The following is a 20379-nucleotide window of genomic DNA, read 5'->3' on the forward strand; positions in this document are numbered from 1 at the left end:
GCGCGTAAAAAAGTTATACGACTTTACCAATCTTGTATAAGTGCTATAACTGAGAAATAGTTATACGCGAGGCTTTGCCATGTACAAGATAAGGGTCGGGATCAGCGCCTGCCTGCTCGGTCAGGCGGTACGCTTCGACGGGGGCCACAAGCACTCCTCTTTCTGCGAGCGCGAGCTCGGCACCCACTTTGACTATCACCCCGTCTGCCCCGAGATGGCCATCGGCCTCGGTGCGCCCCGCGCCGCCATCCGGCTGGTGCGGCGGGATGGTGAGTTGCGGGCCCAGAGCCGGGACGGTGCGCTGGATGTGACAGCGCGGCTCATCGCCTTCAGCGAGCAGCAGGCCGGGCGCCTCGATTTTCTCTCCGGTTACATCCTCTGCGCCAAGTCGCCGAGCTGCGGCATGGAGCGGGTGCGCGTCTATGCCGCCAACGACAAGGGGTCGGGTGGGGAAGGAGGCGCCAAGGAGGGGGTGGGCCTGTTTGCCAGGGCGCTGATGGCGGCCAACCCCCTGCTGCCGGTGGAAGAAGATGGCCGGCTGTGCGATCCCGTGCTGCGGGAGAACTTCGTGCTGCGGGTCTTCGCCTACCACGACTGGCAGCAGCTCTGTGCCCGCGGCCTCAGCGCCGCCAGCCTCACTGACTTCCACGCCCGCTACAAGTATCTGGTGCTCTCCCACGCCACCCGTCATTACAAGACCCTCGGCCGCCTGCTGGGGGATCTGGGACGAGCCCCCCTCGACGAGATCGCGCAGCGCTACATCCAGGGGCTGATGGAGGCCCTTGGCCTGCGGGCCAACCGGCGGGGTCACACCAATGTGCTGATGCACCTGCAGGGCTATTTCAAGCGGGTGCTGACCCCCTCCCAGAAGCAGGAGCTGTGCGAGCTCATCGACAAGTACCGCACCGGCCTGGTGCCCCTGCTGGTGCCCCTGACCCTGCTGCGCCACCACCTGCGCGAGCACCCCAATCCCTATCTGGCTCGCCAGGTCTACCTCAATCCCCACCCGGAATCCCTCAGGCTCCGATATGGCCTGTGAGGGGAGGGAGACAATTTTTCGCCGATGCGGGGCAAGGCGCCCCCCGGCATTGCTCATTGAACGGACGATTCATGCCACAACAGATTGATGAAGAGGGGCTCTACCCCATTCGCGACGTCGCTCGCCTGACCGGGGTCAACCCCATCACCCTGCGGGCCTGGCAGCGGCGCTACGGCCTGGTGCAACCCGCCCGTACCGAGAAGGGCCATCGCCTCTATAGCGCGCAGGACATCCGCCAGATAGGGGAGATCCTGAGCTGGTTGGAGCGCGGGGTCAGCATAGGTCAGGTGAAGGGGCTCTTGAGCGAGCCCCATCTCCCGCTGAGCCGCGATCACTGGCAGCAGAGCCTGCAGCAATTGGGGGAGGCCATGCTCGCCTTCAACCAGCGCAGGGCGGAGGCGCAGCTGCAGGAGCTGCTTGCCAGCTATCCCTTCGAACTGGTACGTGAGCGGGTGTTGCAACCCTTGCAGGCGCAGTTGCTGGGGCTCTGGCGGGAGCGACCCGACGGGGAGTGGTTGCAGCGCTGCTGGCTGGGTTGGCTGCAGGCCCATTTCGCGCGCCATCTCATCGGACAGGAGAAGGGGAGCCCCGTCTGTCTGGCGAGTTGGGGCCAGGTCGGGCCGCTGGATCTGCTCTGGCATGCCTATGAGCTGATCAACCAGGGCCATGAAGTGCAGTTGGTTGGCCCGTGCGATCCCAGGGGGGCCGCCCTGCTGGCAGGAAGGGTGTCGGATGCGTGGCGGGTGCTGCTGGGGGCCGGGCTTGGCAAGGGGGAGCTCGCCGAACCCTGGCCGGTCACCTGTCAGCTGTTCGGCCCTCTGGGCGCCCTCTATGAGCCGGACTGGCTCGCTGTGCATGCCTGGTCGCCGACCCTTGAGCGCCCGCTCGTGACACCCATGGATGAGCCGCAGGGGAGGCAGCCATGAGGCTCATCTGGTTTCGCAACGATCTGAGGCTGGCGGACAACCCGGCCCTGCGCCACGCCTGCGCCACCTGCGGGGATGAAGAGGGCGGTGTCACCGCGCTCTTTGTCATCAGCCCGGCCCAGTGGCGCGCGCACAAGATGGCCCCCATCCGCCAGCGCTTCCTGCTGGCCCAGATCGATGAACTCGGCAAGGGGCTGGCGGCCCTCGGCATTCGGTTGCACCTGCTGCGGGTCGAGACATTCGCCGAGGTGCCGGCCGAGATGGCGGCCCTGGCGACCCGGCTCGGGGTGCGCCAACTCTACGCCAATCAGGCCATCGAGCTCGACGAGCAGCGGCGGGATCGGGCGGTGAGCCAGGCGCTGCAGGGGCTGGATATCCGAAGTCACTGGTTCAACGGCTGCTGCGTGCTGCCGCCGGGGCGGGTGCTGACGGGCAGTCAGGAGATGTTCAAGGTATTCACCCCCTACAGCCGGGCCTGGCTCAAGGCCCTGGAGGAGGAGGGGTTCGTCATTCATCGCTCCCCGGCGCCGCGGGGAACCCCCTTGCCCTGGACTCCCCTGGCCGAGACCGGCCTGGTGGAGGGGGTGGCACGCGAGCCTGAGGAGGCGGCCCGCTGGCCGGTGGGGGAGGTCGAAGCCCGGCGCCGGCTGCACGATTTTCTGGAGCAGGCCGTGCTGGACTATGGGGAGAACCGGGATTTCCCGGCCCAGGCTGGCACCTCCACCCTCTCCCCCTATCTGGCGGCGGGGATCATCAGCCCACGCCAGTGTGTGGCGGCCCTGCAGCAGAGGCTCGGTTATCGACCCCAGTCCAGGGCGCAGCCCGGTTTTGTCTGGCTGAACGAGATCATCTGGCGCGAATTTTATCGCCACCTGCTGATGCTGGTGCCGAACCTCTCCATGAACCTGCCGTTCAGGGACGAAACCCGGGCCCTGCCCTGGGGCTGGGATCCCGAGGCGCTCTCTGCCTGGTGTGAGGGGCGCACCGGCTATCCCATCGTCGATGCCGCCATGCGCTGCCTCAATGCCACCGGCTGGATGCACAACCGGCTGCGGATGATAGTGGCGAGTTTTCTCACCAAGGATCTGCACCTGCACTGGCGGCTCGGGGAGGATTACTTCATGAGCCAGCTCATCGACGGGGATCTCGCCGCCAACAACGGCGGTTGGCAGTGGGCGGCGGGCACGGGTGCCGACGCGGCCCCCTATTTTCGGGTCTTCAACCCCACCACCCAGGGGCAACGTTTTGATCCTGACGGAGCCTTCATCCGTACCTGGGTGTCAGAGCTCGCGGATGTGCCGACCGCCCAGTTGCACAGGCCTCACGAGTGGTTGCAGCAGCATGACAGACATGATTACCCGCTCCCCATGGTGGATCACGCTGCGGCACGGATAAGGGCCATCGAGATGTTCCGGGAACTGGAGAGAAAATAGGATGAATGCACCGCTGGCCCATTTCATCGTCATCTATCTGCAGCGGGATCGGCAGCAGTGGCACCGGCTGCCGGAGATCTACGCGGAGCAGGTGGTGTTCGTGGATCCTGTCTGCCGGATCGAGGGCTTGGCGGCGCTGACCCGGTATTTTTCCGCCCTCTATCGGCGCTTCGAGCATTGCCGCGTCGAGATAGTGAGCCAGCAACAGCAGGGGGATGAGGCCTGGCTCGGCTGGGTGATGACCTTCGTTCACCCGCGTCTCGCCGGTGGCAAGCCGATACGGGTGGAAGGGGCGACCCGGCTGCAGTTCGACCCCTGGGGCAAGGTGCGCCTGCAGCGGGATTATTTCGATCTCGGCGCCATGCTCTATGAGCAAGTGCCCCTGCTCGGACGGTTTGTCCGCACCCTGCGAGCCAGGTTGGGCGCCTGAGCGCGTTCAGGCGTGGCTGGCAATCTGCGATGACGGATGGGGGCGGGGAAAAATCCCCTGTATGGTGAGCGCTGCCCCGGAGCCGATACACTTGTCTTGGGAGTCGGGATCCATGCGCTGTCGCAGCGCAGATCCGGATATGGGAATGGGTCAAGCTGGAGGGGGAGCCAATATGAGCACCTTTTCGACCGACACTCTGCTGTTTTCCAAGTGGACCCGAGAGGGCCAGCAAGGGCCGGGGGCGCACTTCTATCTGGTGGTCTCCTGCCAGCGGGATGCCCAGGGGCGGCTGGCGAGGGTGGTGCTGCAGGATATCAATACCCTGCAGGAGCAGGAGCTCGATTGCCATGAACTGGAGGATGGGGCGCGCTGGCATATGGGCTGGAGCTAGCCTGCGGCCTCGTGGCGAAGGGGTGTATATGGTTCAACCCGGTGAACAGGGGATTTTTGATAGACATTCACTATGGATGGGCAAGGGAGAGTCGATTGTCCTTTGAGTCTATGCGGGGATATTCTAGCCCTGTTCCCCAATTTGATGTCCACCTGGAGGTGAATGATGAAAAGCCCAATCGGTCTTGATACCGTTCAATCACAAGCCCTGGCCGCCGAGCTGAACAAGTTGCTGGCCAGCTACCAGATCCTCTACATGAACGTCCGTGGCTTCCACTGGAACATCCGCGGCAACCAGTTCTTCGAACTGCACCTGAAGTTCGAGGAGATCTACAACGATCTGCTGCTCAAGGTCGATGCCCTGGCCGAGCGCATCCTCACCCTGGACGGCGTGCCCATGCACAGCTTCAGCGATTACCTCAAGGTCTCCGCGATTCCCGAACAGAAGGGGCTGCACGACGGCCGCGCCTGTGTCGAATCCCTGCTGGAGAGCTTCCGCGAGTTGCTGGTGGCCCAGCGCCGCATCCTGGGGCAGGCAGGCGATGCCGGTGACGAGGGCACGGCCTCCATCCTCTCCGACTATGTGCAGCAGCAGGAAAAACTGGTCTGGATGCTGCGCGCCTACCTGGCCTGACAAGCTGGAAAGCAGCGGCGTATTTATCCAGCCTGATGGTTTGAAATGAGGGTAAAGCGGGTTGACCCGACCCGCTTTCCCGGCACCCGATCCTTGAGTTGTCTCTCCTTTTATCCACCCTGTTGCCGCCCTTTCGGGCGGCTTTTTTGTTTTTGATCTGCATCAATGAAAACTTAATTGGTAAATTGAATGCCTATTAAGTTTTCCATGAGGGGAATAGAATCGCCACAAAACAAACAACTGAAATGTCCAATTAGGAGAGGCATGATGTTTTGTGTGCAATGTGAACAAACAATTCGTACCCCGGCAGGCAATGGCTGTGCTTATGCGCAAGGCATGTGTGGCAAGACGGCGGAAACCTCGGATCTGCAGGATGTGCTGATCTATACGCTGCAAGGCCTCAGCGCCTGGGCGCTGGCCGCCCGCGAGCACGGCATCGTCGATGCCGAGATCGATGCCTTCGTGCCCAAAGCCTTCTTCGCCACCCTCACCAACGTCAACTTCGACTCCGCCCGCATCGTTGCCTACGTCAATCAGGCGCTGGCCCATCGCCGTCACCTTGCCGCTCGCCTGGCCGAGCTGGCGGTGCAGGTCAACGGCTTGCCTGCCGCCGCCGGTTTCGAACCGGGTGCCGAGCTGCTGGAACAGCTGGCCCATGCGCCCCAGACTGCGGTCAACCGTGGCAAGAGTGAAGTCAACGAAGACATCATGGGGCTGCGTCTGCTCTGCCTCTATGGCCTCAAGGGTGCCGCCGCCTACATGGAGCATGCCCGGGTACTGAGCCAGCAAGACAGCGAAGTCGCCGCCGAATTCCATCGCATCATGAGCTGGCTCGGCACGGATCCGAGCGATCTGGATCCCCTGTTCAAGTGCGCCATGGACATCGGTCTGCTCAACTTCAAGATCATGGAGATGCTGGATCTCGGCGAGACCACCGCCTTCGGCCATCCGGAACCGACCCAGGTACGTGTCACTCCCGTGCCGGGCAAGTGCATCCTGGTTTCCGGCCACGACATGGTGGATCTCAAGCTCATCCTGGAGCAGACCGCCAGCACCGGCATCAATGTCTACACCCACGGCGAGATGCTGCCCGCCCTGGCCTACCCCTTCTTCAAACAGTACCCGCACCTGGTGGGCAACTACGGCTCCGCCTGGCAGAACCAGCAAAAAGAGTTCGCCAACTTCCCGGGTGCCGTGGTGATGACCTCCAACTGCATCATCGACCCGAACGTGGGCGACTATGCGGATCGCATCTTTACCCGTTCCATCGTCGGCTGGCCCGGTGTCACCCACCTGGAAGGGGAAGATTTTTCTGCCGTGGTGGCCAAGGCCCAGGCACTCGACGGCTTCAAACACACCGAGCTCGAGCACTTCATCACCATCGGCTTTGCCCGCAACGCCCTGATGCAAGCCGCTCCCGCGGTGATCGACAAGGTCAAGGCCGGCGAGATCAGCCACTTCTTCCTGGTGGGGGGCTGTGACGGTGATCGCGCCGAGCGCGCCTACTACACCGAGTTTGCCAAGGCGATCCCGCAAGACAGCCTGCTGCTGACGCTGGGCTGCGGCAAGTACAAGTTCAACAAGCTCGATTTTGGCGACATCGGCGGCATCCCCCGTCTGCTGGACGTGGGTCAGTGCAACGATGCCTACTCCGCCATCCAGCTGGCGCTGGCGCTGTCCGAGGCGTTCGAGTGCGGCGTCAACGATCTGCCCCTGACCCTGGTGCTCTCCTGGTTCGAGCAAAAAGCCATCGTCATCCTGCTCACCCTGCTGGCACTCGGCGTGAAGGACATCCGTACCGGTCCGACCGCACCGGCCTTCCTCACCCCGGCCCTGCTCAAGGTGCTGGAGGAGCAGTTCGGCCTCAAGGGCACCACCAGTGCCGAAGCGGATCTGGCCGAGATCCTGGCAGCCTGACCCTTGTGCCGGCCCCTGTGCGGGCCGGACCCAGATGTTGTAAGCCTTTGGCGAGCCTGATGGCTCGCCTTTTTTCCAAGACGGATTCTCCCTATTTTCAACAAGAGGAGCCTTGCGATGACCTCCACCTCTTTGACCCTGCGGTGCATCGGCCGCCGGGCAGACACTCACGATGTGGTGAGCTGGCAGTTCGCCCCCCTGACGGGCACTTTGCCCCCCGTGCTGGCGGGCCAGTGTGTCACCCTGCATACCCACATCGACGGCCAGCCCCAGTGCCGCGCCTACACCTTGTCCTCCAGCCCGCAGGATGCCTGCTGGCAGGTCACCATCAAGGACGTGGGACTGGTCTCCCATCATCTGCACCAGAGTCTGCAAGTGGGGGACGAGATCCGGGTCGATGGCCCCTTCGGCGACTTCAACCTGAGTGCGATCCCCTGCGAGCGGCCGCTGCTCTTGAGCGCCGGCTCCGGCATCACCCCCATGTGGGCCATGCTGCGGGATGAACTCACCAAGCGGCCGGATGCAGATATCCGCTTCATCCACAGCGCCCGCTCCCCCGAGGATGTGATCTTCGCCGCCGAGCTGGCTGTGCTGGCCGAGGCCCACCCCGGTGTGCGCCATGCCCTGGTGCTGGAGCAAGCCTGCGCCACTCACCCCTGGGTTGGCCGCCTGACCCCCGCCATGCTCCAGGAGCTGGCACCGGATCTCTTGAGCCGCCACGTCTATCTGTGCGGCCCGGCGCCTTACATGACCGCCGTCTGCGTCATGCTGGCGGAGCTGGGGTTGCCCGCCGACCAATTGCACCAGGAGTCCTTCGGCCTGCCGGCAGCGGCGCCGGTTGCAGCCGGCAACGACCACTTCTGGCTGACTCTGAAGAAGAGCGGCAAGAAGGTGAAGATCTTGCCGGGTCAGACCCTGCTGGCGGCGCTGGAAGGGGCGGGAGAGACCATGATGGCCGCTTGCCGCGCCGGGGTCTGCGGCGCCTGCCGCTGCACCACCACGGGGGAGATCGAGCGCCAGAGCGTGATGACCTTGAGCCCGCAGGATCTCGAGAGCGGGGTGGCGCTGGCCTGCTCCTGCACCGCCAAAGGGGATATCAGTCTGGATTACTGATGGTGTCATCAGAGACTTGTGCTTTTCCCGCACCGGGCAGGCGGGTACACTCTGGCCAATTTCATCGGCATACGGGATAACACATGACAATCTTGGTTACCGGGGGCGCCGGTTATATCGGCTCCCATACCCTGGTCGAACTGCTGGAGGCGGGCCAGCAAGTGGTGGTGCTGGACAACCTCTCCAACGCCTCGCCGGAATCTCTCAAACGGGTCGAGCGGATCACCGGCAAGACGGTCGACTTCGTCGAAGGGGACATTCTGGACAGGGCCTGCCTGCAGCGGCTGTTTGCCCGCTACCAGATAGAGTCTGTCATTCACTTCGCCGGCCTCAAGGCGGTGGGGGAGTCCAGCCAGATCCCGCTCACCTACTACCAGAACAACGTGACCGGTACCCTGGTCTTGTGCGAGGAGATGGCCAGGGCGGGGGTATTCCGGCTGGTGTTCAGCTCGTCGGCCACCGTCTATGGCGATCCCGCCTCGGTGCCCCTGCGGGAAGACTTCCCCACCGGTGCCACCAATCCCTATGGCCGCTCCAAGCTGATGGTGGAAGAGATCCTGCGGGACCTTTCCAAGTCAGATCCGCGCTGGGCCATCGTGCTGCTGCGCTACTTCAACCCGGTCGGCGCCCACCAGAGCGGCCTCATCGGCGAAGATCCCAACGGCATTCCCAACAACCTGCTGCCCTATATCAGCCAGGTCGGGGTCGGCAAACTCAAGGAGCTGGGGGTGTTTGGCGACGACTACCCGACGCCGGACGGCACCGGGGTGCGCGACTACATCCACGTGGTGGATCTCGCCATCGGCCATCTGAAGGCATTAGCGCGCATCGAGAGCGACACCGGCGTCTTCACCTACAACCTGGGGACCGGCCAGGGCTACTCGGTGCTGGAGATGGTCAAGGCGTTTGAAGGGGCGAGCGGTCGCCCCATCCCCTATCAGGTCAAGCCCCGTCGTCCCGGCGACATCGCCGAGTGCTGGGCCGAACCGACCCTGGCCCGGGACGAGCTGGGCTGGCAGGCCGAGCGGGGCCTCACGCAGATGATGGTGGATACCTGGCGCTGGCAAAGCCAGAACCCGAACGGTTATCAGGCCTGAACGGCCAGTGCGCAGATAGCAAAACGCCCCGGCATGACCGGGGCGTTTTTTATGGGCGACGGGCGGCTTACTGGATGCTCTTGCCGGCGCGCACGTCCTTGATGATGGCCTGCAGACTCGCCAGATCCCGCGGTGCACCGCGCAGGATCTGATCGCCGACGATGAAGGCCGGGGTGCCGGAGATGCTCATGGCTTCGGCCAGAGCCCGGTTGGTGCCGAGGTTCTTGTCGATGCTGCCATCCTTGATCTTGGCCTCGACCTTGCTCCAGTCGACACCGGCGGCCTTGGCGATCTCTTTCACCTGGGCTTCGTCGGCGAGGGGACCCTGATGGGCGTACAGCTTGTCGTGGAAGGCCTGATACTTGTCCGGCTGACCGAGCTGCACCGCCAGGGCGGCGCGGGCGGCGTAGTAGGAGGTCTCGCTCAGGATGGGGAACTGCTTGTAGATGTAGCGAATGTCCTTGTCCTGACTGAGCAGCTGCTTGACCAGGGGATGGGCGCGCTTGCAGTAGCCGCAGTTGTAGTCGAAGAACTCCACCACCGTCAGGCTGCCCTTGGGATTGCCGCTCTCGGCGTCGTTGTTGGCGTAGAGCTGCTTGGCGTGGGCCTGGATCAGGGCCTTGTCGCTCTCGGCCTGCTGGCTCTCCTGCTTGGCGCGCAGGGCATTGGACATCTCGACCAGGATTTCCGGATTCTTGACCAGATAATCGCGCACGATCTGCTCGACATCGCTCTTGGTCAGCTCACTCGCCTGTAGCGGGGCGGCGAACAGGGTCACGCCGGTCAGGGCGGCACAGAGGGCATGTTTGATTCTCATAAGTCCATCTTGCTGGGAATATGGGGGTGGGCCCTATAGTGGTTGAGTCTGTTTTCAAGTCAAGTTATCCGATTGAAAAAGCGCGGGTTATGCCCAGTTTGCGGGATTTGTGCGTCATTTAGGCCAATAAATCGGCAAACGGATGGGGCGGGGATTTACAAGGGGGAAGGCGATGGGTAGTATTCGGCGCACTGCTGCGGAGGGGTGGCAGAGCGGCTGAATGCACCGGTCTTGAAAACCGGCGATGGGCGACCATCCGTGGGTTCAAATCCCACCTCCTCCGCCATTCATTCAAGAGCCCAGATGATTCCATCATCTGGGCTCTTCTGTTTTCCTCTCTTCCCATTCATCCATCTCCTCGCCGGGCTACCGGGCTCGACCCTGTTTTTGCTCACCACCTTGGCCCGAACGCTCCCCAAGGCGGCATTTCCTTTTCCTCATAAATACGGTGAATGACTGTGTGATTTTCATTCACCGAATGAATAATGGGAGCCTTTTTCGCCCATCGCGCGCTTGGCCGGGCTCAACGCTCGCTACTTGTCGGCCTTGCCGGCGGCGTCGGCGAGACGGGCGAGACGCTTGTCGAGCCTGCGTACGGGCAGCCCTGCATCCTCCGCCCGCTCCTTGCGGCGAATGGCGCTGCGCACCAGCATGGCCCCCAGCCAGCGCACTGGCTCGGGCGGAAAATAGCCGCGCGGCCCCCCCACCAGGGCGCACCGGCGCCAGGGGGCATCCTCTTGCCGTTTATCGTCCCTCACCATGGCCGCCAGGATGCGGCCGCCAATCCAGCTCTGGGCCACCCCGTTGCCGGAATAACCGAGGCCGTAGACGATGTTTGGCTGGCGGCGCCAGTGGCCGAAGAAGGGGAGGCCGTCCACGGAGCGGTCCGAGGCGCCGCACCAGCTGGCGGCGATGGGCACGTCTTTGAGGGCAGGGAAGAAGCGGTGCAAGGCCCGGGTGAGGGGGGCCAGGTAGCGGCTGGGTTCATCGAAGCTGGCCAGATGACGATTGGCGAAGGCGAAGGTGTTGCCTCCCTTGCCGAGCATCAGGCGCCCGGCCGGGGTCGAGCGCGCGTAGTAGACGAAGGTGCGCCCATCCACCGTGTTGCGACCGTGATCCATCCCCTGGGCGGCCAGGGCCGCGGGGGCGGGCTCCGTGATCACCATGTCGGAGGAGACCAGCACGATGGCGCGGCGAAACTCGCGAAAATGCTCCACCATGGCGCTGTTCATGGCGAGCACCACCTTGCCGGCGCTGACGCTCCCCGCTGGCGTCTGAACGCGGGCTGGTTGGCCGGCATCGAGGCGCAGCATGGGGGTCTGCTCATAGACAGCCACCCCGAGGGTGCGGGCGACCCGCAGCAGGCCGCGCACCAGCAGGGCGGGCTGCACCGAGCCCGCGTGGGGGCTGAACACGCCTTCCAGATGTGCCGCCGAGCCGCACTGGCCCGCCAGATCCTGCGCCGCTATGGGTTGCCACTGGTTCAATCCCGCTTCATCCAGTCTCGCCATGATGGAGGCCATGACGCCGCGCTGGGCCTCGCTGGTGGCGGTGTAGCAGGTGCCTTCTACTCGCAGCTCGGCCGCTATGCCATGAGCCTCGCAAAAACGCGCTATCTCGTGCACCGCCTGCTCCGAGGTGCGTACCAGCCAGGCGGCCTGCTCCTCGCCAAATTGTTTGCACAGGCTGGGGTACTTGGCGGACCAGGTGAGCAGGCAGCCGCCGTTGCGACCCGAGGCGCCGCCGCCGCACAGCCCCTTCTCCAGCACCAGCACCCGCAATTCGGGCTGCGCCTGTTGGAGCTGGATGGCGCACCAGAGCCCGGTGAAGCCGCCGCCGACGATGCAGACATCCGCGTCATGTTGCCCTCGCAAAGGAGTGGGCTCGGCAGGCTGCTCGGCGGCCAGGGCCTCGGCCAGCCAGAAGGGGAGTTGAGTGTGAGGCATGTTGTCTCCGTTGAACATCAGGGTTGGCGCCAGCGCTGGGTACGCGCCAGCAGGGTGCGGCTGAGGCCGAGTTGCAGCAGCTTGACGCTGGCGGCGGCCAGCAGGATCAGGGTGGCCATGGCGGCGGCCGCGGCCGTGTCGCCGGAGTCCTCCATGTTGAGCACGGCGATGGAAGCGAGCACGCTGTCGCTGGAGTAGAGGAAGATCACCGCCGAGGTGGTGGTCATGGCGTTGACGAACAGGTAGATGAAGATCTCCAGCAGGGCGGGCAGGCTGGCGGGCAGGGTGACGCGCCAAAACGCCTTGAGCAGCGGGATGCGCAGGGAGATGGCGACCAGCTCCAGCTCCCGCGGCAGCTGCTTGAGGCTGGTGAGCGCCGTCATGTGCCCCACCGTGTAGTAGTGGATGATGCAGGAGAGCACCATCAGCGGCAGAGTGCCATAGAGGCTGCCGAGCAGGCTTTCCGGCCGGTTGAAGAAGAAGATGTAACCCAGCCCCAGCACCATGCCGGGCACCGCCAGGGAGAGCATGGCGAGCAGGTGCATCAGCTGGCGCAGGGGGGCGAAGTGGCGCCCTTTCTCCTGGGCCCAGGCCAGCACCACGATGAGGGCGGTGCCAAAGATGGCGGTGAGGGCGCCGAGCTTGAGGGTATTGGTGAAGGGTTGCCAGCCGTAGACGCTGTTGCTGTCGAAGGCGTAGTGCGCCAGGGTCAGGTTGAGGTTGTAGGGCCAGAACTGCACCAGGGAGCCGTAGATGGCCATACCGACCAGGGCTAGGAACAGCAGGGCCCAGAGCCCGCACCAGAGCAGCGCCAGCAGATCCCGCACCTTGTGGGGGCTTGGCCGATAGGGGACGGACTTGCTGCTGCTCTGCTCCTGCATCTTGCTGCGCACCCTGTGTTCCAGCGCGAAGCTCAGCAGGGCGGGCAGCAGCAAGGTGACGCTGGCGACCGCCCCCAGGGAGAAGTTCTGCATGCCGATCACCTGGCGATAGATGTCGGTGGCCAGCACGCTGTACTGGCCGCCGATCACCTTGGCCACCCCGAAGTCGCAGATGGTCAGGGTGAACACGGCGATGGCGGCGCTGAGCAGGCCGTAGCGGGCGGTGGGCAGGGTCACGGTGAGGAAGGTGCGAAGGGGCGAGCTGCCGAGCACCCTGGCGGCCTCGTACAGGCGGGCGTCGCTGTGACCCAGTGCCGTGATGAGGATCATCAGGGCATGGGGGAAGCACCAGAAACCCAGCCCCATCACGATGCCGATGGGGCCATAGATGCTCTCCCCGCCGAGCAACCCCTTGGCGACCCCCTGATTGCCGAACCAGTAGACCAGGCTGATGGCGGGCAGCAGGGAGGGCATCAGCAGGGGAATGAGGCCGATGAGGCGAAACAGTCCCTTGGCGGGCATGCAGGTGCGGGTGAGGGCGTAGGCGTAGCCGAAGGCGACAGTGATCACCAGGGTGGTGATGAGCAGGCCGAGCCAGAGGGTGTTGCCTATGGTGCGGGTGAGGTGGGGGGAGAGGAAGTAGTCCCGAAAGTTTGCGAGCCCCACCCAGTTGCCGTCCAGATCCTGCAGGCTCTTTTGCAGCATGGCGAGCAGGGGCAGCAGCAGGCCACCGGCCAGCAGGAGGATGCCGATCAGCAGCAGCGCGAGCTGGATGACGCTGTCCCGACTCCAGCCGCCGAGGTGCTGGCGCCAGCGAAGCCTTGGGCGGTTTGTCCCCAGGGTCTTGGGTTGCATCATCATGAGGCCTCCCCGTCGAAGCAGCGCACGGCGTCGGCGGGCCAGTGCAGGGAGCAGGTCATGCCGGCGCGCCACTGGGCCTTTTCGTCATTGGGGCGCTGCACCAGCACCTGCTGTGGGCCGAGATAGGTCTGGGCGCGGCAGATGAGGCGTTGGGTGGCGCCCAGAAACTCCACCTGCTCCACCTCGGCCTGCAAGCCGCCGTGGATTGAGGGAGACAGACTGATGGCCTCGGGGCGGATGGCGAGCTGCAACTTGCTGCCGGCCTGGGCACGGTTGGCGAGCGCCAGGGGCTGCTCGTTCAGGCGCACCTGCTGCGGGCTCAGCACCAGGGCGTCGAGGAAGTTCATGGTTCCGACGAAACTAGCCACGAAGCGGTTCGCCGGCTGGTGGTAGATCTCCTGCGGGGTGCCTACCTGCACGATGCGCCCCCCCTCCATCACCACGATGCGATCCGCCATGGTGAGCGCCTCCTCCTGGTCGTGGGTCACCATGATGGTGGTGATGCCGAGGCGCTGTTGCAGGGCGCGGATCTCGCTGCGCAAATGAGTGCGTACCAGGGCGTCGAGGGCGCTCAGGGGTTCGTCGAGCAATAGCAGACCGGGGGAGAGGGCCAGGGCCCTGGCCAGTGCCACCCGCTGCTGCTGACCGCCGGAGATCTGGCTCGGATACTTGTGGGACTGGGCATCGAGGCCGACCAGGGCCAGCCAGTGCTGCACCTTCTGCTGGATGTTCTCTCTGTCCTGCCCCTGATTCTCGAGGCCGAAGGCGATGTTCTGGGCCACCGTCAGGTTGGGGAAGAGGGCATAGGACTGGAAGACGATGCCAAAGTCCCGCTGCTGGGGGGGGAGCCGGGAGATGTCGCGCCCTCCCTGCCAGATCTCGCCCTCGTCCGGCAGATCCAGGCCGGCGATGGCCCGCAGCAGGGTAGTCTTGCCGCAGCCGGAGGGGCCGAGGAAGCAGACGAACTCCCCCTGCTCGATGCCAAGGGAGATCTCTGTCAGGGCCTGAAAGTGCCCGAAGTGCTTGTTGAGGTGCTGGATATCCAGATAGGGCCGGGTCATGGTCGAGCTCACTGCTGTTTTGGTATATACCAGTTTGCGATTGGAGTGTGACCGTGCCATGACAGAAAGATGACGGGAGCGTGATGGTCAGGACCGTGACGGCGGGTCAGGGCAGAGGGGGCAAGGCGAGCAAGTTGGTGAGGATGGATGCCGGACGCGCCGCTTGCCCGCAACGGCAAAAGGCCGACGGGAGTCGGCCTTGTTGACAGCTGCTCACCTGAACGGCGCTTACTGCTTGGCTTCGGACTTGCTGTCGAAGCTGGCGGTCCACTGACTCAGGATCTGGTTGCGCTCGCGGGCGGCCCAGGCGAAGTCGTTCTCGATCATCTGGCCCTTGATGTCGGCTGGATAGCCGTCCCTGGTCTTGGCGACCTGGGGAATGGCGACCACGGCGAAGGACTTGTTGTAGAGGCTGTTGGCCTGCTCGGTGGCGGCGAAGTCCAGCAGCTGTTTGGCGGCCTCGAGCTTGGGCGTGCCCTTGAGGATGGCGGCGGCCTCCATGTCCCAGCCCGAGCCTTCGCTTGGGAAGATCACGTCGATGGGAGCGCCCTTGCCCTTGAGGCTGGTGGCGGGGAAGTCAAAGGAGATGCCGACCACTGTCTCGCCGCTGGCCGCCAGTTTGCAGGGGGCCGAGCCGGAGTGGGTGTAGCGGTCGATGTTCTGATGCAGGCCGGTCATGTACTGCCAGCCCTGCTGCTCGCCCATGGTCTGCAACCAGCCTGCCACGCTCAGGAAGCCGGTGCCGGAGGAGCTGGGGTTCGGCATGATCACCTTGCCCTTGTAGATGGGCTTGGTGAGGTCGCTCCAGCTGGTCGGCGCCGGGATCCCCTGCTTCTCGGCCTCGACCTTGTTGAAGCAGATGGCGCTGAAGAAGGCGTCAAGCCCGATCCAGTGCGGCTCTGCCTTGGGGTCACGGAAGCGGCTGTCGAGCTTGTCCAGCCCCTTGGGAGCATAGCCTGCCAGCATCTGCTGCTGGTCGAGCTGCATCAGGCTGGTGGCCGCCAGTCCCCACACCACGTCAGCCTTGGGCTGAGCCTTCTCGGCCAGCAGCCGGGCGGTGACCACGCCGGTGGAGTCCCGTACCCACTTGATGTTGATGTCCGGGTGCTGGCGCTCGAAGGCGGTTTTCAGCTCGGCGAGCTGCTCCGGCTCGAAGGCGGTATAGACGGTGAGGTCGGTCGCGGCCATCACCGGGGCTGTCATGGCGGCCAGCAGTGCGCTCGCCAGCAAGGGGGTTCCCTGTTTCATCCTCTGTCTCCATCAAGTATTGGTATAAACCAGATTGGTCGAGAGAGAGGCTAGGGGAGGTTTGTGACGTTCGGGTGACAGCCCCGTGACGTTTTGATGAGGTTACTCCCCGGTGTCCACCTCGATCTCCAGGCTGTCGTGGCGCCAGTATTCCAGATCGAAATCGAGCACCCGGCCGTGCTGATCGAAGTTGAGCCGCTCAAGGCGCAGGGCGGGCAGTCCGGCGGTGGCCCCCAGCGCCTTGGCCACCTCGTCCGGCAGGGCGGTGGGGAAGAAGCGCACCTGCATGCGGGCATACTGCAGACCGTAGTGGGCCTCGTAGATCTCGGTCAGGCTGCCGTTGAGATCCAGTTCAAGCAGGCCGGGCACCCGCTCGGGCAGGCAGTGGTTCTCGCAGTAGCAGAGGGCACGTCCGTTGGCGTAGCGCAGCCGCTTGAGCAGGAACAGGCTGTCGAATGGCTTGAGCTGCAGCCGCGTCATCAGGGCGGGGGGCACCGGCTGGCGGCCCTTCTCCAGCAGCTCGGTACAAGGCTCTCCCCCTTGCTCGCGCACTATCTGGTGGAAGTTGGAGGTGCGTCTCGGGTTCAGGCGATAGCGGGGCGGGGTCACGAACCAGCCGCGCCTGTCTTCCCGGTAGATGAGGCCGTTTGCCTCCAACTGCACCAGGGCCTCGCGGATGGTGACCCGGGTGGTGCCGTAGAGTTCCCCCAGCAGCCGTTCGGAGGGGAGCTTGTCGTTGGCCTGCAGCCCGCCCGCCTGGATCTGGGTGGTGAGGGCATCCTTGATCTGCAGGTATTGAGGTTTGCTCATGGGGATCCTTGTGGACGAAAACATGCTTGGTAGAGACCAGTTTTGGTCCCCGATTCAGGATCTCTAGATTATCGCGATGATGGCGCCGAAAATGAATTTTTTGTTGCACGTAGGGGCACCCCTTTGACCCGGAAGGGGGCGTTCAGCACAATAAGCTCAATCTGGTATATACCAAATGGAGCAAAGCCATGACCCACATCCCTGCCGCCCCCGCTGCCGTCGACTACCTGCTGCTGACCCCGGGCCCCCTCTCCACCACTCCCACGGTGCGCGCCGCCATGTTGCAGGACAGCTGCACCTGGGATGCGGACTACAACCAGGGAGTGGTGGAGCCCATCCGCCGCGAGTTGGTGCGTCTGGCCATGGCCCCGCAATATGCCGCCGACTACAGTGCCGTGCTGCTCCAGGGCAGCGGCAGCTATGTGGTGGAGAGCGTGCTGGGCTCGGCGCTCGGGCAAGATGACTGCCTGCTCATTATCAACAACGGTGCCTACGGGGCCCGCATGGTGGAGATGGCGCGCTGCCTCGGCCTGAATCATCTCGAGCTCGACTGCGGCGAGACCGAGCGCCCCGAGGTGGCGACCATCGACGCCCTGCTTGATGGGCATCCCGGCATCACCCACCTCGCCATGGTGCACTGCGAGACCACCACCGGCATGCTGAACCCGCTGGAGGAGGTGGCAGCGCTCTGTCAGCGCCGCGGCATCCGCTTCATCGTCGATGCCATGAGCAGCTTTGGCGGCATCCCCATCGACATGGGGCAGCTTGGCATCGAGTTCCTCATCAGCTCCGCCAACAAGTGCATCCAGGGGGTGCCGGGCTTTGGTTTCGTCATCGCGCGTCGAGCCGCCCTCGCGGCCTGCGCCGGACGGGCCCGCTCCGTCTCCCTCGATCTGCACGCCCAGTGGCAGACCATGGAGCAGCAGGGGGGCAAGTGGCGCTTCACCTCGCCGACCCACACCGTGCTGGCGTTCGCCCAGGCGCTGCGGGAACTGGAGGAGGAGGGGGGCATCACCGCGCGCCATCGCCGCTATCAGGAGAACCAGCGCACCCTGGTGGCAGGCATGGCCGCCCTCGGTTTCGCGCCTCTGCTGCCCACGGCCTGGCAATCTCCCATCATCACGGCCTTCTACTCCCCCACCCATCCCGACTACCGCTTTGTCGATTTTTATCAGCGCCTCAAGGCCCAAGGCTTCGTCATCTACCCGGGCAAGGTCTCACGGGCGGATTGCTTTCGCATCGGCAACATCGGCGACGTGACGCCGGCCAAGGTGCGTGACCTGCTGGCCGCCATGGCGGATGCCTGCTACTGGCAGGAGGGAGCGCGATGAGCGGCTACCCGACCCTGCCCGGCGGCGGCCTCGCCGACACCGAGGGGGACATCAATCTGGGGGCGGCTCGCCAGCGCTGGTGGGCGGGTCAGCCTGAACCCGTGCGCGATGGCTTGGCCGACGATGGCCGCTATTTCCTCCATCAGGCCCTCTCCAGCCCCTGCCTTGATCTTTTGGCGGGAGCAGAGGGGTGCTGGTTGACCAGTGTCTCCGGCCATCAGTATCTGGATTTTCACGGCAACAGCGTGCATCAGCTCGGCCATGGCCATCCCAAGGTGGTGGCGCGGGTGCAGCAGCAACTGACTGAGCTGCCGTTTGCGCCGCGTCGCTACACCCATCAGGTCGCCATCGACTGTGCCCGCACCCTGGCCGAACTGGCCCCCGGCGATCTCAACCGGGTGCTGTTTGCCCCCGGGGGTAGCGAAGTGGTGGGCATCGCCCTCAAGCTCGCCCGCTTCATCACCGGCAACAGCAAGGTGGTGTCGCTGTGGGATGCCTTTCACGGCGCCTCCCTCGATGCCATCTCGGTGGGGGGAGAGGCCTGTTTTCGGGTCGGGATGGGGCCGCTGCTCCCCGGGGTGGAGCGGATCCCGCCCCCTACCCGTTATCGCGGAGCCTGGTATCGCGGGGAAGGGGAGGATCTGCACTACGCCGACTACCTGGAATACGTGATCGAGAAGGAAGGGGGGATAGGCGCCTTCATCGCCGAGCCCATCCGCAATACCGATGTGCAGGTACCGTCCAAAGCTTACTGGCAGCGGGTGAGGGAGACCTGCGATCGCCATGGGGTGTTGCTCATCGTCGACGAGATCCCCAATGCCCTGGGGCGGACCGGTCACTGGTTCAGTTTCGAGGAGTTTGGCATCGAGCCGGACATCATCTGCCTCGGCAAGGGGTTGGGGGGCGGTGTGGTGCCGTTTGCCGCCCTCATCACCCGGGATCGTTTCAATCAGGCGGCCGCCATCTCGCTCGGTCACTACACCCATGAGAAGAGCCCCGTCGGTTGTGCGGCGGCGCTGGCCATCATCGAGGTGATTCGCGAAGAGGGACTGCTGGCCAAGGCGCAGGAGGATGGCCGCTTCATGGCCACCGAGCTTGGCAAGCTTGCCGAGCGTCACCCCCTGATAGGCCAGGTGCGCGGCATCGGCCTGCTGTGGGCGCTGGATCTGGTGACTGACCACCAGAGCCGGGCCCGGGCCAGCCAGGCCGCCGAGCGGCTGCTCTATCGCTGCCTGGCGCTGGGCCTCAGTTTCAAGGTTTCCCAGGGCAACGTCATCCAGCTCTCCCCCCCTCTTAACATCAGCCGCGCCGATCTGGCGCAGGCCATTGCCATCCTCGATCAGGCCCTCGGCGAGATCGAAACCTCACAGGAACAGATACATGACTGACATGCAAACCGCTTCTCACCCCGCCACTGACGTTCAGGGCGTGATCCTCGACTGGGCCGGAACCGTGGTGGACTTCGGCTCCTTCGCGCCGACTTCCATCTTCGTGGAGGCCTTTGCCCAGGCGTTTGATTTCGAGGTGACTCTGGAGGAGGCACGCCAGCCCATGGGTCTTGGCAAGTGGGATCACATTGCCACCCTCGGCCGCCTGCCCTCGGTGGATGCCCGCTGGCAGGCCCGTTTCGGCCACCCCATGAGCCGCGACGAGGTGGATCACCTCTATCACACCTTCATGCCGCTGCAGATAGCGGCGGTGACCCACTTCGCCGCCCCCATCCCCGGGGTCCTGCCGGTGCTTGCCAGTTTGCGGGAGCAGGGGCTGCGCATCGGCTCCTGCTCCGGCTATCCACGCCCCGTGATGGAGGCACTGGTGCCGGCTGCGGCCGAGCTGGGGTATTGCCCGGATCACTGGGTCGCCACCGATGATCTCAAGGCGGGCGGGCGTCCCGGCCCCTGGATGGCGCTGGCCAACGTGATAGCACTCGGGATAGGCGCGGTGCATCGCTGCATCAAGGTGGACGACGCCGTGCCCGGCATCAGCGAGGGGCTGAACGCCGGCATGTGGACCGTGGGGCTCTCGGTCTCCGGCAACGAGTTCGGCGCCACCTGGGAAGAGCTTTCGGCCATGGGGCAGGAGGAGATCGCCGTGCGCCGCGCTCCCGCCGAGGCCAAACTGCGCGCGGCGGGGGCCCACTATGTCATCGACACCCTGGCAGACATCGCGCCCGTGATTGCCGACATCAACCGCCGGTTGGCGCTGGGGGAGCGACCCTGAGAAGAGGCGTTGTCCATCCATTTGACGAAAGGTAAGGGCTCATGGTCATGAGCCCTTACCGGGAGCTGACGGCCCGTTGTTCGCCCCGGCTTGGGCCTTTGCTGTGTCCGGTGCAGGTCGGCTCAGGTGTCAGCATCGAGTCAGCCTGCCGGGATCCTCGTGGATAACGTCTGTGGGGGCACGCTGGGCAATGAATGATGGGCGACGCACTTCTGGATGGCCCGC

Annotated in this window: 18 protein-coding genes and 1 tRNA gene; 13 read left to right on the forward strand and 6 right to left on the reverse strand. The window is 64.5% G+C overall.

The genetic code is table 11. The annotated features are described in order from the left end of the window. Positions 1 to 79 precede the first annotated feature (79 nt). The 9 genes from ABNP46_RS04800 (at position 80) to galE (ending at position 8979) form a co-directional block, all read left to right on the forward strand. A complete protein-coding gene (locus tag ABNP46_RS04800; RefSeq protein ID WP_349921291.1) occupies positions 80 to 1039 on the forward strand; it encodes a YbgA family protein in 960 nt (319 codons plus the stop codon). A gap of 71 nt (positions 1040 to 1110) precedes the next feature. Continuing rightward, positions 1111 to 1965, forward strand: a complete 855-nt coding sequence (locus ABNP46_RS04805; protein ID WP_349921292.1) for a MerR family transcriptional regulator — start codon at positions 1111 to 1113, stop codon at positions 1963 to 1965. Next, positions 1962 to 3398, forward strand: coding sequence for a deoxyribodipyrimidine photo-lyase (gene phrB / locus ABNP46_RS04810; RefSeq protein ID WP_349921293.1), 1437 nt, complete (start codon positions 1962 to 1964; stop codon positions 3396 to 3398). The genes ABNP46_RS04805 and phrB overlap by 4 nt, the downstream gene beginning before the upstream one ends. Before the next feature lies 1 nt (position 3399). Continuing rightward, entirely contained in the window at positions 3400 to 3828 is a 429-nt protein-coding gene (locus tag ABNP46_RS04815; protein ID WP_349921294.1) for a nuclear transport factor 2 family protein, read from the forward strand. Between the two features lie 172 nt (positions 3829 to 4000). Continuing rightward, positions 4001 to 4219 (forward strand): TIGR02450 family Trp-rich protein, encoded by a 219-nt coding sequence (locus ABNP46_RS04820; protein WP_349921295.1) that lies wholly within the window; start codon positions 4001 to 4003, stop codon positions 4217 to 4219. Positions 4220 to 4384: 165 nt separating this feature from the next. After that, entirely contained in the window at positions 4385 to 4852 is a 468-nt protein-coding gene (locus tag ABNP46_RS04825; protein WP_349921296.1) for a Dps family protein, read from the forward strand. A gap of 267 nt (positions 4853 to 5119) precedes the next feature. Further along, on the forward strand, positions 5120 to 6769 hold the full coding sequence (gene hcp / locus ABNP46_RS04830) for a hydroxylamine reductase (RefSeq protein ID WP_349921297.1): 1650 nt from the start codon (positions 5120 to 5122) through the stop codon (positions 6767 to 6769). A gap of 117 nt (positions 6770 to 6886) precedes the next feature. After that, the gene (locus ABNP46_RS04835) at positions 6887 to 7882 is read left to right on the forward strand and encodes a hybrid-cluster NAD(P)-dependent oxidoreductase (RefSeq protein WP_349921298.1); all 996 of its coding nucleotides are present in this window, start codon (positions 6887 to 6889) and stop codon (positions 7880 to 7882) included. 83 nt (positions 7883 to 7965) lie between these two features. Then, positions 7966 to 8979 carry a UDP-glucose 4-epimerase GalE gene (galE, locus tag ABNP46_RS04840; protein ID WP_349921299.1) on the forward strand — a complete coding sequence of 338 codons (1014 nt, stop codon included), beginning with the start codon at positions 7966 to 7968 and terminating at the stop codon, positions 8977 to 8979. 67 nt (positions 8980 to 9046) lie between these two features. Here the strand turns inward: galE and ABNP46_RS04845 are convergent, their stop codons facing one another. Continuing rightward, on the reverse strand, positions 9047 to 9796 hold the full coding sequence (locus tag ABNP46_RS04845) for a DsbA family protein (protein ID WP_349921300.1): 750 nt from the start codon (positions 9794 to 9796) through the stop codon (positions 9047 to 9049). A gap of 198 nt (positions 9797 to 9994) precedes the next feature. Here ABNP46_RS04845 and ABNP46_RS04850 point away from each other — a divergent pair. Further along, positions 9995 to 10082 (forward strand) — tRNA-Ser (locus tag ABNP46_RS04850). Between the two features lie 247 nt (positions 10083 to 10329). Here ABNP46_RS04850 and ABNP46_RS04855 read toward each other — a convergent pair. From ABNP46_RS04855 to phnR, 5 genes are all read right to left on the reverse strand, one after another. Next, on the reverse strand, positions 10330 to 11742 hold the full coding sequence (locus tag ABNP46_RS04855; protein ID WP_349921301.1) for an FAD-dependent oxidoreductase: 1413 nt from the start codon (positions 11740 to 11742) through the stop codon (positions 10330 to 10332). A 17-nt stretch (positions 11743 to 11759) separates the two neighbouring features. Further along, entirely contained in the window at positions 11760 to 13481 is a 1722-nt protein-coding gene (locus tag ABNP46_RS04860; RefSeq protein WP_434476191.1) for a putative 2-aminoethylphosphonate ABC transporter permease subunit, read from the reverse strand. Next, the gene (locus tag ABNP46_RS04865) at positions 13481 to 14545 is read right to left on the reverse strand and encodes a putative 2-aminoethylphosphonate ABC transporter ATP-binding protein (protein WP_349921302.1); all 1065 of its coding nucleotides are present in this window, start codon (positions 14543 to 14545) and stop codon (positions 13481 to 13483) included. Before ABNP46_RS04865 ends, ABNP46_RS04860 begins: the two co-directional genes overlap by 1 nt. 228 nt (positions 14546 to 14773) lie before the next feature. Further along, complete coding sequence (locus ABNP46_RS04870) at positions 14774 to 15793, reverse strand: putative 2-aminoethylphosphonate ABC transporter substrate-binding protein (RefSeq protein ID WP_349921303.1); 1020 nt, start codon at positions 15791 to 15793, stop codon at positions 14774 to 14776. A 102-nt stretch (positions 15794 to 15895) separates the two neighbouring features. Continuing rightward, positions 15896 to 16603, reverse strand: a complete 708-nt coding sequence (phnR, locus tag ABNP46_RS04875; protein WP_349921304.1) for a phosphonate utilization transcriptional regulator PhnR — start codon at positions 16601 to 16603, stop codon at positions 15896 to 15898. A 188-nt stretch (positions 16604 to 16791) separates the two neighbouring features. On the opposite strand from phnR, the gene phnW reads away from it, so the two are divergent. The 3 genes from phnW to phnX are packed head-to-tail and all read left to right on the forward strand — an operon-like array spanning position 16792 to position 20154. After that, positions 16792 to 17934: a 2-aminoethylphosphonate--pyruvate transaminase gene (gene phnW / locus ABNP46_RS04880; RefSeq protein ID WP_349921305.1), complete on the forward strand. Its 1143-nt coding sequence runs from the start codon at positions 16792 to 16794 to the stop codon at positions 17932 to 17934. Continuing rightward, on the forward strand, positions 17931 to 19322 hold the full coding sequence (locus ABNP46_RS04885) for an aspartate aminotransferase family protein (RefSeq protein WP_349921306.1): 1392 nt from the start codon (positions 17931 to 17933) through the stop codon (positions 19320 to 19322). The genes phnW and ABNP46_RS04885 overlap by 4 nt, the downstream gene beginning before the upstream one ends. Then, positions 19315 to 20154: a phosphonoacetaldehyde hydrolase gene (gene phnX, locus ABNP46_RS04890; RefSeq protein WP_349921307.1), complete on the forward strand. Its 840-nt coding sequence runs from the start codon at positions 19315 to 19317 to the stop codon at positions 20152 to 20154. Before ABNP46_RS04885 ends, phnX begins: the two co-directional genes overlap by 8 nt. Positions 20155 to 20379: the final 225 nt, after the last annotated feature.

Source organism: Aeromonas veronii (assembly GCF_040215105.1).
Classification (GTDB): Bacteria; Pseudomonadota; Gammaproteobacteria; order Enterobacterales; family Aeromonadaceae; genus Aeromonas; species Aeromonas veronii_G.